13 protein-coding genes are annotated in these 12,514 nt (G+C 40.2%); 3 read left to right on the forward strand and 10 right to left on the reverse strand.

Annotation, left to right across the window (positions count from 1 at the left end; translation table 11 throughout):
- Positions 1-52: 52 nt before the first annotated feature.
- The 8 genes from FBQ94_RS02685 to pheA all read right to left on the reverse strand — a co-directional run bounded on the left by FBQ94_RS02685 (position 53) and on the right by pheA (position 8,298).
- Positions 53-2,419, reverse strand: coding sequence for a DNA translocase FtsK (locus FBQ94_RS02685; RefSeq protein WP_007222250.1), 2,367 nt, complete (start codon positions 2,417-2,419; stop codon positions 53-55).
- Positions 2,420-3,024: 605 nt separating this feature from the next.
- Positions 3,025-3,474, reverse strand: coding sequence for a dUTP diphosphatase (gene dut, locus FBQ94_RS02690; protein ID WP_007222249.1), 450 nt, complete (start codon positions 3,472-3,474; stop codon positions 3,025-3,027).
- 6 nt (positions 3,475-3,480) lie between these two features.
- Positions 3,481-4,029 (reverse strand): flavoprotein, encoded by a 549-nt coding sequence (locus tag FBQ94_RS02695; protein ID WP_007222248.1) that lies wholly within the window; start codon positions 4,027-4,029, stop codon positions 3,481-3,483.
- A gap of 2 nt (positions 4,030-4,031) precedes the next feature.
- Positions 4,032-4,577: a guanylate kinase gene (gmk, locus tag FBQ94_RS02700; protein ID WP_007222247.1), complete on the reverse strand. Its 546-nt coding sequence runs from the start codon at positions 4,575-4,577 to the stop codon at positions 4,032-4,034.
- A 37-nt stretch (positions 4,578-4,614) separates the two neighbouring features.
- Positions 4,615-5,499, reverse strand: coding sequence for a YicC/YloC family endoribonuclease (locus FBQ94_RS02705; protein WP_007222246.1), 885 nt, complete (start codon positions 5,497-5,499; stop codon positions 4,615-4,617).
- 173 nt (positions 5,500-5,672) lie between these two features.
- On the reverse strand, positions 5,673-6,317 hold the full coding sequence (gene secG / locus FBQ94_RS02710; RefSeq protein WP_007222245.1) for a preprotein translocase subunit SecG: 645 nt from the start codon (positions 6,315-6,317) through the stop codon (positions 5,673-5,675).
- 111 nt (positions 6,318-6,428) lie between these two features.
- Positions 6,429-7,193: a triose-phosphate isomerase gene (gene tpiA / locus FBQ94_RS02715; RefSeq protein ID WP_007222244.1), complete on the reverse strand. Its 765-nt coding sequence runs from the start codon at positions 7,191-7,193 to the stop codon at positions 6,429-6,431.
- Positions 7,194-7,215: 22 nt separating this feature from the next.
- Positions 7,216-8,298 carry a prephenate dehydratase gene (gene pheA / locus FBQ94_RS02720; protein ID WP_007222243.1) on the reverse strand — a complete coding sequence of 361 codons (1,083 nt, stop codon included), beginning with the start codon at positions 8,296-8,298 and terminating at the stop codon, positions 7,216-7,218.
- 382 nt (positions 8,299-8,680) lie between these two features.
- Between pheA and FBQ94_RS02725 the strand changes: the two genes are divergently transcribed.
- From FBQ94_RS02725 to FBQ94_RS02735, 3 genes are read left to right on the forward strand one after another with little or no spacing between them, the layout of a single operon-like run.
- Positions 8,681-9,217, forward strand: coding sequence for a LabA-like NYN domain-containing protein (locus FBQ94_RS02725; protein WP_007222242.1), 537 nt, complete (start codon positions 8,681-8,683; stop codon positions 9,215-9,217).
- Positions 9,210-9,962, forward strand: a complete 753-nt coding sequence (gene rnc, locus FBQ94_RS02730) for a ribonuclease III (RefSeq protein ID WP_007222241.1) — start codon at positions 9,210-9,212, stop codon at positions 9,960-9,962. The genes FBQ94_RS02725 and rnc overlap by 8 nt, the downstream gene beginning before the upstream one ends.
- A gap of 25 nt (positions 9,963-9,987) precedes the next feature.
- Positions 9,988-10,242: a hypothetical protein gene (locus tag FBQ94_RS02735; protein WP_007222240.1), complete on the forward strand. Its 255-nt coding sequence runs from the start codon at positions 9,988-9,990 to the stop codon at positions 10,240-10,242.
- Between the two features lie 648 nt (positions 10,243-10,890).
- Here the strand turns inward: FBQ94_RS02735 and FBQ94_RS02740 are convergent.
- Positions 10,891-11,364 carry a hypothetical protein gene (locus FBQ94_RS02740; RefSeq protein WP_285441970.1) on the reverse strand — a complete coding sequence of 158 codons (474 nt, stop codon included), beginning with the start codon at positions 11,362-11,364 and terminating at the stop codon, positions 10,891-10,893.
- A 108-nt stretch (positions 11,365-11,472) separates the two neighbouring features.
- Positions 11,473-12,459 (reverse strand): L,D-transpeptidase family protein, encoded by a 987-nt coding sequence (locus FBQ94_RS02745; RefSeq protein ID WP_007222238.1) that lies wholly within the window; start codon positions 12,457-12,459, stop codon positions 11,473-11,475.
- Positions 12,460-12,514: the final 55 nt, after the last annotated feature.

Genomic DNA, 12,514 nt, shown 5'->3' on the forward strand with positions numbered 1-12,514 from the left:
TAGCTTGATGCATATGCCTTTGCACCCCCGAAGAAATAGGCATATTGGCCGCCTATGCATTATCCATTTCTTCCTGATCCGCATGGGCCATCTGGGAGTCCCATTCTTCCAGAGTTAAAAATACTTCTCGCGCCTGGCTACCCTTATATTCCCCAACGATTCCGTCATCTGCCATGAGATCAATCAACTTGGCAGCACGTGAATATCCGATCTCAAGCCTTCTCTGTAAGAGGGAAACAGAGCCTCTTTGCGTCTCGAGTACAATCCTTACCGCCTCATGGTAAAGGTTATCTTTCGCTCTGTTATCTTTGTCTGATGCGCCTTTCCAGCTCTTCAATTCCGGGTTAAACTGTGGTGCAGCGCATTTCGTAAGATATTCAACCACATTCCGTACCTCTTCATCACTTACATATGCCCCCTGCACGCGTACCAGTTTTGACGTTCCGGGTGGTAAAAACAACATATCTCCCCCTCCCAACAGCTTCTCTGCCCCATTCTGGTCAAGGATTGTTCTCGAATCTACTTTTGAAGCAACGTAAAATGATATCCTGGAGGGTAGATTTGACTTAATTAATCCGGTAATAACATCAACCGATGGCCGTTGTGTTGCGAGTATGAGATGAATACCCACAGCACGTGATTTCTGAGAAAGGCGAATTACCGAGCCTTCCACCTCTTTCGATGCCACCATCATCAAATCGGCCAGCTCATCAACGACAATAACGATATGAGGCAGATAGAAAGGTACATCATCAAGACTGGCATCACCTTCCGGATTCAGACGTTTTTTGATCTCAGCCATTCCCAATCTGTTATACCCATTGATGTGCTTTACCCCGACGCTCGCCAATAAGGCGTACCGTTCTTCCATTTTATTTACTGCCCATTCCAGCACAGCAGCGGCTTTTTTCATATCTGTCACTACCGGGCTTATTAAATGGGGAATTTCCCGAAATAAGGAAAATTCAACCATTTTGGGGTCTACCAGCAAAAGCTGAATATCGCTGGGATGCCGTAAGAATAGGATACTTAAGATAATGGAATTTAAACAAACTGATTTTCCGGAACCGGTCGTTCCGGCAATAAGTAAATGAGGCATAGCGGCTAAGTCTGATATTACGGGATTTCCGGCAACATCCTTACCGATCAGGAGCGGGATGGCCATTTTTTTCCGGAGTTCATCAGACGCATCCAGCAACTCCCGTAACATCACGGTTTTTCTTTGTACATTGGGAACTTCCACACCAATGGACGACTTCCCAAGGAGCGGTGCGACAATCCTTACACTGGGCGCCTTCAGGGCGATTGCCAGATCATCTGAAAGACTCACCAGCTTACCGACCTTTGTCCCCGGGGCTAGTTCCAGTTCATACATGGTAATAACAGGCCCTCTTTCAATTTCCACGACCTCTGATTTTATATTAAACTGCTCAAGGGCATTTTTTAAAACATGAGCACGCTGTGTAATTTGATCCCAGTCATCCTCCGATTGCTTTGCAACAGGCTTTTCCAGCAGATCCAGTTGCGGCAATGTATAGGAAGAATCCTTTTTTTTCGCAGTTTCCGCATAAGCATCTCCCCCTTCCTCTTCGGGATGTTGTTCGGCATGCGGGGTCTTCCGGGTTTCTTGAATCTCTTTTGCCTCCCGTGGTTTTTGAAATTTACTCATGAGTTTGAGCGGTTCATTCTTTATTTCTCTTACCGGTGCAGGTATTGGCTGTTCATCAATACAATTATCCGCCACACTGCTTAAATCTTCAATCTCATTCTCCTTCGATTGCCGGAAAGTACGGATACCTTTCGCCTGAGAATTATCTGCCTCAGCGCTATTCATTTTAGCATCTTTACCTATTTTAGCATCGTTTGTTGAAGCCCGTTTGATTTTTTTTTCTTTTGGCGCGCCGCTCAGAAATGGAGAGACGGGAGTAACATTCAGGATGAGCATAACAGATAGAGCAAATCCCGATGCCAGAATAATGATAGTGCCCGTAAGACTGAAATACTCATAGAGCCTGGAAGTAATGACAAGCCCAAAGATTCCCCCTAAATTGGCTGAAAGGAGAGACTTTTTCGATGCGTAACATGTCAGGGTTAGCAAGGAGGCCACCGAGAATAGCAATAAAACTGCTCCCATTATTTTTACCCAAAGGAATTCTATATCCTTTCTGTAAAGATACAATACCCCTAACAGCGCCAGCAAGATGACTATCAGGTAGGAGGTCTTACCCAAACCCGCCATGGCATATCCTGCAACGAATGCCCCTGCTTTTCCACAAAAATTCCTTACAGAATTATTACCGGGATAATCTGCAAAGGGAGGGTCATTGGGAGAATAGCTGAGAAAACTTATGAAGATAAAGAGTGTGAAGGCTATAAGAATAACCGCAGCAGCGCACTGTACAAAACGTTTAATTCCCATAGTATTCCTTCTCTGTTAAAAAACTATCCCTTCCTTTCTTTCATTATCAGCCAGCACATCAAAAAGGTGTAGGGATTTCAAATTACATTAGGCCTTCGGCTACTTTTTCCCCTCCCTTGATGGGAGGGGCCAGGGGAGGGTGGTTATCCTTTTCCTTCACCCCCACCTAACCTCCCCCATCAAGGAGGAGGAACTCTTTATTTGAATTTCCTAAGTATGAACCTATAAGAAATTGAAACTGTATTTCCCGTCGTTCCATGATTGCCTTGATTCAGACTTTCATTGAACCTATGAGGAATTGAAACAATCATACAAAGAAAGAATTGTTCCGCTTCACAAATCTTTCATTCAAGATAATTTACCATAAGAGGCTCCAGAGTATTTGTCATTGCGAGGGGGTTTTTCCCGAAGCAATCTTTTCTCAACTATTCAAGAGATTGCTTCGAACAATACCCTCGCAATGACACAGCCCCATGCAGTTGAGCCGATACAAACCGTATTATCATGAATTCTATTGACAGTGTACTAAGCCTTCGGCAACAATACCTGCATGGGGATAGCAAACCTAAAGGTTTGCCCTGCAGAGATGAGAATTCTCCATGCCGCTATTGTCCTGTGTGGCCAAAACCACCTGTACCACGATGGGATTCTTCCAGATGTTCAACCTCTATCAATTCTGCCTTAACCACGGGCTGAATTACTAACTGAGCAATCCGCATCCCTCGCTCGACGGTAAATCGATTTTGTCCGAAGTTACATAAAATAATCCCTATTTCTCCGCGATAATCACTATCAATAGTGCCCGGAGTATTCAAGAGTGTCAATCCATATTTTAAAGCCAATCCGCTTCTTGGTCTAACCTGTGCCTCATACCCTAACGGCAACTCGATATGAATACCCGTAGGGATCAGCTTTATCTCATGGTGATCAAGCTGAACAGCATTATCCACTGCTGCATATAAATCCATACCACTTGCGGCATTACTCATATACCGGGGTAATGGTAAATCCTCACACCCTTGTTTTTTCATTACCTTTATTGTTATCGTATTCATGACTATCTATCTGCCTCCTTTGGCAAGCTCTTCTTTGATTACATCAAGAATCTTCTCAAGGGAGGCTAATCTCCCTTTTCCGACCTGTCCTGTGCACAACCGGCCCTCTTCCGGCTCAATAAATACGTATCCAAGACGTGCAAGTTTTTTTATATTTTCCTGCACAATAGGATTTCCATACATACTATCATTCATTGCGGGCGCAATAATTACCGGACATTGTGCTGCCATAACGGTACAGGTTAATGCATCATCAGCAATACCGGATATGACCTTACCGATAAAATTTGCCGTAGCTGGCGCAACTACGATAAGATCGGCGCATTCCCCCAGAGATACATGATTAGGGTTATAGTTTTCATTATCAACGAAAAGGTCTGTTACGACCTGATTATGTGAAATCGAGCGAAAAGTGACAGGGTGTACAAAGCGTTGTGCGGTTGACGTCATGATTACCGTAACGCGATTTCCCTGTTTTATCAGGCTCGACACGACTTCAACGGCCTTGTAGGCAGCAATACTTCCCGTAACACCCAAAACGATATGATAAGACATGATCAGGTCAGATTTAATATTTTACGGATAGAATGTATCGTTACATCCAGGGTATCATTTACCACACAGTAATCATATTTATCTTTGTATGCTAACTCCTTATCAGCAATTTCCAACCGGCATACTATATCATTGGTAGTATTGGTATTTCTTTGGATCAGCCGTTGGTGCAGGGTACTTTTTTCCGGTGGTAATAAAAATATTGCTATGGCTTGCGGAAACTTTTCCTTGATTTTCAATGCACCCTGCACTTCTATTTCGAGCAAGTAAAAAATCTCTTTTGTAAGAGCTTCTTCCATCGGTTGAAGGAGAGTTCCATAATAGTACCCGCAATACGTTGCATATTCTGCCAATTCACCTTTCTGAATCATAGATTCGAATTCTTCAGGAGATACAAAATAATAGGACTCTCCGTTTTTCTCATTATGACGGGGATGACGAGTGGTTACTGATATGGATTTTTTTATCCGTGGATCCTTCTCAAGCAGTTTGCATACTGTTGTCTTACCCGATCCGGACGGCCCTGAAATGATTACTATTTTGCCCATTCTGCCCGCTACTTTACGATTGAGAAATTACATACTTCTATTCAATGTTAAATGCCTGTTCACGAATTTTCTCAATCTCTGTTTTTACATCCACCAAATCCTTTAGCAGTATGCTATCATTCGCTTTTGAGCACATGGTATTCGTTTCACGAAACATTTCCTGAACAATAAAATCAATCTTCCTGCCGGTAGGTTCATCCGAGCAGAGTGTTTCATGCAGTTGATTTAAATGACTTTTAAGGCGATTAATCTCTTCGGTAATATCACACCGTTCTGCAAAAATAGCAATTTCCCGGTAAAGGTTACTGTCGGTTAATTCTATATCAGTTCCTGCCAGTAATGAAGCTGCCCTGTTTTTTAAACGTTTGCTGTATTCCTGGGCCACTGCAGGCGCTCTCATCTCAATCTTTTGGAGCATGGAAAGGATAAATTCTTTTCTTTGCTCAATATCCTTTGCAAGATTTTTCCCCTCTATAGCCCTCATTTCCAGCATTTTATCGAGCGCCTGATTCAGAAGAGTAACACTCAGGGATAATATGTTATCCGCATTCTCCGGGCTTTTTTTCCCCTTCAGGAATATTCCTGGCAGTAACATCAGGGAATTAATCGATACTCTTTCCCTGGAACCCATCTCTTTTTTTATATCGTTTAGCAGCTTATGATATTCCCTTAACTTATCAGTATTTAAGATATATTCGGATTCCTGTTTGAGGGAATGGTAATTTATATTTAAAAGGACCGTACCGCGAACGATTTTTTCCCTGATGGGGCGCTCGATCTCATTCTCAAAGGTTTGTAAAACATCTGGTAATCGTGAATCTATCTTTAAGAACCGGTTATTGACTGAACGGATTTCTATGTGCATCATACATGCATCATCTTTGTACTCAGCGCTGCCAAATCCTGTCATACTTTTAAGCATCAATGTCCCCAATAAATTGCATGTATTAAATGAGGCTGCCCCTGGCAGCAATTCAAGAAAAAACAGATTCGATGCAGGGTAAGGCTTTAGCCTTGCCTTCCCCCAGGAATATATGATCGGTAACAGCAACCCGAAAGGGTTGCCCTGTGGAATCGAAATTCCCAAACAGGAAACTATTCATCCGGATTCTGTCCTGTTTTTGTTTCCTCTTCAGCAACAGGCTCTTCTGTAACATTTGATGTTTGCTCTCCTTCCCCGGCAGGATGGGTATCAGGCGATTGATTTCCCGGCGCTTTACCCTCCGACATGGGTTGTTCATGGGCTGGTCTGGGAGGCTCTTCCGCAATATTTTGCATACCAAACTTAGAGGTTGTATCTCCATCACTCCCTGCCTGAGGAACATCCGGATGATCATGTTCCCCCTCATGCCCTTCGTGGTCAGGATGGTCATGGGTATGCTCATGTTGCGCTTCAGAAGCTGGCTGTGTAACCTTTGTGTGCATAACATTCATATTAATAGATAGTTTAAACAGAAAGATAGTAGCAACGATAAATGCGGCGCCTATAAGATAGGTAACTTTCGTCAAAAATGTACTTGTTCTCGTACCAAAGGCGGCCTGATCACCCAACCCACCGATGGCAGCTAGCCCTCCGCCTTTACCTGATTGCAGCAAGATCGCTCCAATAAGGAATACACATAAAACAGGCAATGCAATCTTTAATGCAATGATTAAATTCAGGAAGTAAAATGCATTGAGAATTCCAAAAATAATAACGATTGCAATTCCCCATTTAAACGCTTTTTCAGCCTTCACCATGTAACTCTCCCGATAATAAAAAAATACTGCAAAACACTTAATATTCTCTCATTCATTTCTTTTATTTTTACTGGTAAATGAATATTTTTTCTCATCCGAGGCGGTTCATCTCTAAGGATTCGATGCAGCCTCAATAATATGTAAAAAAGATTCTAATTTAATACTAGCGCCGCCAACCAGAAGCCCATCGATTTCTGGCTGTGCCAGCAATTCATACGCATTCTCTGGTTTAGCGCTTCCGCCGTATTGGATATATACGTTACCTGCAATATATTTACCATACTTTTCCGCTAAAATACTTCTAATAAACGAATGGACTTCATTAGCCTGTTCAGGTAAAGCTGTTTTCCCTGTGCCAATTGCCCATACAGGCTCATATGCAATGGTAAATTCTTTCATTTCATCAGCCCGAATACCTTGTAAATCATCTTTTAATTGATTTTTGATTACATATTCTGTTCTTCCATCCTCCCTTTCGTTTAACTTTTCTCCAATACATAAAATTGGTTTTAAACCGACAGACAGCGCCGCCTTTATTTTTGCATTGATAAAGGCATCAGTTTCACCGAAAATATTTCTCCGCTCAGAATGCCCTATAAGCACATGAGTACAGCCAGTCTCTTTTACCATCGGAGCGGAAACTTCACCTGTGTATGCGCCATTTTCACTACTGTGGACATTCTGTGCTGCCATATAGATGCCACTACCCTCTAATACCTTACCAATATCTCTCAAAGAAACAAAGGATGGGCAAATTCCACACAGAACTTCATTTTTACCTGATAAGCTATCTCTGAGTGATTGGGCAAATGCCACTCCCTCCTTCAGGGTAAGGTTCATTTTCCAGTTCCCTATAATTAAGGGCTTTTTTCTCATAGTCTCCGTATGGAATACCCTCTCAGTCGCATTTCGGAAAAGACCCCAAAATCTTGATCTCAAAACATCTTTTCGATATCTCTTTCAGCGCTTTCTGAACTATCTCATTCGACGCATGCCCTTCAAAATCAAGATAAAAACAGTACTCCCAGGCATTTTTTCTTGTGGGCAAAGACTCAATATTGGTAAGATTAATATGGTAAGTCTTAAAAGGTTCTAATATTTCCAATAATGCCCCTGCTTGATTTTTTATATAGCACATCACGGCTGTCTTGTCCCTTCCGCTCGGAGCACTATACTCTTTGCCAAGAACAAAGAATCTGGTCACATTATTTGGATTATCTTCAATATTTTTAAAAAGAATGTTAAGGCCATACTGCTGTGCCATTTCTGCATTAGCAATTACAGCATAATATCGTCCTTCATTTTCAGATTCTAAAGCCCTTTTAACAATACGGGCTGCCTCAGCGCTGCTACTTACCTCCACCAATTCAGCAGAGGGAAGGTTACTTGCCAGCCAATTTTTACATTGAGAGAGAATTTGTGGTTTAGAATACACCTTCTTTATCTCTTCTTTTGCGCAATTTGCCATAAGATTGTGGTGAATCGGCAAAATAATTTCAGCGCATATTTTAACATCAAACCCCACAAACATATTTAATGTTTCTCGTATTCCACCTTCGGTAGAGTTTTCAACCGGCACAATTCCATAATCACTTCTGCCCCCTGCTACGTCTCTAAAAACATCATCGATTCCTCTTGTCGGAATAAACTCAACAGATGAACCAAACTTTTGTCTGGCGGCAAAGTAACTAAAGGTCCCTTCAGGACCAAGATAAGATACTTTTATTGCTTTTTCCAATACCAGGGAACCAGCCATCAATTCCCGGTATACAGCCATGAGACATTCATTCGTTAAAGGACCTTTATTTTGTGATGTAATTCGGAAATAAACCTCTTGTTCCCGATTAGGGACATAGACCTGGGCACGGTTCTGTTTTTTAATCTCACCGATTTTTAGCACAATTCTGGCTCTTTCATTCAATAACTCCACAATCTTCGAATCCAGGGTATCAATTTCCCTTCTTAAAGATTCTATGTCCATAAATAATTTTAATTGCCGATCTCTATTTGTTTTATGTTTAGTTATTGCCAATAAAGCATTTAGATTTATATAATTCCTAAGTAAATTTATCAAAATTTATAAGAAGTGTCAATAAAATTAACTTTTTCAGTTTTTTAATTGACTGTCAGCAAAAGGCTGTTACAATAAAATATTGTACTTTATGGTGTTGTTCTAATATTTTGCCAAAAGGTACGTTATGACATAATTTGTTATAACTACCTTACGTTCTTTGAATTTATAGAGTATTTTTATTTTAACCTACCTAATTTTCCCTATGGTATTTTTACGAAAAAAATTTTTAAGTTAGGTACTTATATGTAATCTTTGCTGCTTCAAGTTTTTATGAGAAAGGAAGATATACATGGTAGGTGGAAGAGTCAGAGGATCACAACAAAGGATCGGGATCTTTGTAGATGTCCAAAATATGTTTTATTCAGCAAAGGCGTTACACCAGTCAAAAATAGATTATAGTAAACTCTTATTAGAAGTTGTAGGCGATAGAAATCTTATCCGTGCTATCGCATATGTTGTACAAAAACCCGATGTAGACCAATCAAGCTTTACCGACGCGTTAAGTCGTTTAGGATATGAAATTAAATCGAAAGAACTTCGATTAAGGCCAGATGGAACAGCAAAAGGAGATTGGGATATGGGTATTGCCATAGATTCCATAGCAATTGCCCCAAAGTTAGATACCGTAGTATTGGTAAGTGGCGATGGAGATTTTGTGCCACTTGTGGAAATGCTAAAAGCGCATGGATGCCGGGTAGAGGTTGTGTCATTCAGGAGAAGCACAGCCGTTGAACTTATTAGCGCTGCCACAAAGTATACCGCTATAGAAGAATCTATGTTGTTTAAGGAAAAAAAGTTTCAAAAAAATGATATTCCAGGTGAATAATCATATAAATCCAGAAAAACTTAATGAGTGCCAATTAGCAATAGGATATTGCTTTCATAATACCCTGGTGCTTGAAAAAGCGCTTACCCACACTTCTTGCCGATTAGAAAATAATCTTTCGAATGAGCGACTAGAATTTTTAGGGGACGCTATATTGGGAATGATTATTTCCGATTACTTGTATAAGACGCTGCCACAATACAGCGAAGGAGAGTTGACAAAGATAAAGTCCGTGGTGGTAAGTCAGGCGACGCTTGCACGGGTTAGTTTGGAAGCAAATTTGCAAGATTTCCTTTTTGTAGGAAAGGGTTTAAACGACCGGAATTTTCTTCCGAAATCTTTACTTGCGAATGTCTTTGAGGCAGTTATTGCAGCGATTTATATTGATGGAGGCTTTGAGGCAGCCTACAATTTTACGATAAAATATTTAGCAAAAGAGATTGATATTGTTTGCAAAAATCAACATGAGAAGAATTATAAATCTATTCTTCAGCAATACAGTCAAAAAGAATATGGTGTTACGCCCAGTTACCGGGTTCTCCAGCAAATTGGTCCAGATCATGGGAAATCATTTGAGGTAATCGTGTTAATAAAAGGTAATGAGTACGGCAGGGGGTGGGGAAAAAGCAAAAAAGAAGCAGAACAATCAGCGGCAAAGGAGACCCTGAACATCTTTATGCCTACTCCGAACTTAGTTTCCAATAATGCGAGTGAAACTTGTAGTACAAGTGAGACTTGCATGTAAAACTTAGAAAGGGGTTGTAAGAGCAATGAAAATAAATAAGAAGAAAATAGCCGGTATTTGTCCTGTAGGTATGAGAAAAACGGTATGTCCAAGTATTAAAAAGACACGGCAAACCCGTATTAAATTGCTGGCTCTGCAAAGGCAAAAAAATCTTGACAACGACCAGGTAATAAAACTTCAATCATTACTAAAAGAAAGAAAAAAACAAGGGGTAGCCGGAGATTGCGAGTCGTGCAGCTTTAACACACCGGCAAACACATCTACCTATGCACCTCAATAACCGTTCACAAATCATTTACGAGGTAAAACCGATGTAAGATTTTACGTTAAAACTCTTTACGGAAAAAGGCTGTATACTGTTGGATCTTGCTTATGGTACTTGTAGGGGCAAACCTCATATGCATCAAGTTAAAGACGGCAACACGGACAAACGGAGTTTGTCCGTGCCACCCTGAAAACCGCTTACATAAAATGAAAATTCCTATACAATCAAGCTATAAGAATAGTGTTCCATAAAAAAGGAAGTATCCCCTCGGAAAAAGAGCAATGTGTGTGCATATTCCCCTCTAATCCCTTCTAACCCCCCTTTTTTAAAGGGGGGTTAGAAGGAAGGATTTCCTCTTGAGAAAAGTTTGTCTGATCAAACATATCAAACTTTTCCCCATTTTCTAAAGGGAGACTAAAGGGGATTATGGGTGGTTTGCCATTCTTCACCGTTTCCACATTTTAGCTTGATGCATATGGGGGAGAATCTCGCTTTCGCCCTCATCCAGGAGAAAGGTATATACCTGAAGCCGCTCAAAAGATGGACGAACACAAGATTCTCCCTCCGCCGGCAATTGCAATATCGAATATATACCAGGCGCACTTCTTATGTTATCTTCAACACCATTATCCGGAATCAGTTACCGCGGCAATTCATGATTCCTTACTTCACGTCACTTGTCTGTTCCAGGTAGGGATAGTTCAGGAGTTGACTCATTTCGGATGTGATAGACTCAATCTCTTCCTCTTTTAAATCGGGATTAAATACATTAAATTCCCGGTCTTCTTTCGGATAATAAAGAATAATATATTCTTCCTCATTTTGCTTATGAAAAGATCTTACTTTAAAAAGCTTTTTCCGTATCAGGTATAAGGCTAATACATATCGCAGATTCCTCTGATGGATTTCGCTACTTCCCTCTAACCTGATAAACATATCGAGCAACACTTCCGTACTGATAAATCTTTGAACGGGTTTATCCTTTTTTGGTACTTTTGTTTTCCAAAATGAGAAAAGATGCTCTTGTTTATCTTTATCCCAACATGCGATACAAAAATCTTTACGGGTAAAGGCATTATTTTCATCGAAAAGAGCAGAGTAATATTCTTCATCATCAGAAAATTTCTTATCGCACATGATACACCCTTTCGAACCCCTGTTTATCTTCCATTCCATAGTATTTGTTTTAAGATACTACTGTATTGTTTCTTTGCCTTCCGGTTCGTTTCCCAACACAAGGCCATATCACTGAATAATGATTTCAGTATCTTGTGTTACAAAATCATATAACTCTTCCACATCACTATTCACCATTCTCACACAACCATTTGATGCTGCCGTACCAATTGATTCAGGAAGCGTTGTACCATGAATCCCAAAACCATAGAGATTGGGTTTATCTTTAAAACCTATCCATCGTGTACCGAGAATATTTTCTTTATGCCCGTAAGGAAACACCCCACCCTGTGGTGAGTACCAGGTAGGTTCTTTCATCTTGTTTTTTACTTCAAATATTCCAACAGGAGTTTTATCGTCTTTCCCTATACAGATTCTATACTGTTTTACATAATGGTTATTGAGTAACAAGGTAAGGGTAAAATCACTCTTACTAACAAGTATTTTTGTCTTTCCCGTAAGTATCTTTAGTCTTTCCCCTATATTTAATCTCGTTGTAGGTTTGCCATTGATTCTCATGATTAATTCATAATTCGTGGTAAATTTCTTTGCAATCTTTGCAAGAACATCCCCAGGCTGGACTGTATACAGAATAGCATCAGAGGAAGATGAAGGAGAAAAGATCAATTCTTCGTTGAGTTTGTCCAATAATTCCTTTATTTCGTTCTGCTTTTCCGGTATTTGTTTATTCATAAAAATCTCAGAGAGCATATTTCTTGCTTCATCTTTTTTTCCCTCTTTTATATAGGTATGAACAACCTCTAAGTTCGGTTTCTCCTGGTTTTTTATTGTGGTATTTTTAACCGTTTTGAACCCTTCTTCATCTGTTTTTAATCCTTTTTTCAGTTCAGCAGAATGAGCAATTATATCTTTTCTGTAAATAACAACATTATCCGCTTCTTTTGCTGCAAAAAGAAGTGATTTTTGATCAGGATTAGGGTTTGCAGGCACGACCGGTTGTTGTATCCCAACAGCAAAAGTAGCTCTATAGCCTCCGGATATAAAAAGAAAACATACACAAAAGATAAGCATGCAAGCGTTTTTTATTGTCTTCATGGTGTGGAATTAATATCACACCTATACGGTATTGTCAAGCCAAAAGAAAAAAACA

The sequence above is a fragment of the Candidatus Jettenia sp. AMX1 genome, from assembly GCF_030263775.1.
Taxonomy (GTDB): Bacteria; Planctomycetota; Brocadiia; order Brocadiales; family Brocadiaceae; genus Jettenia; species Jettenia caeni.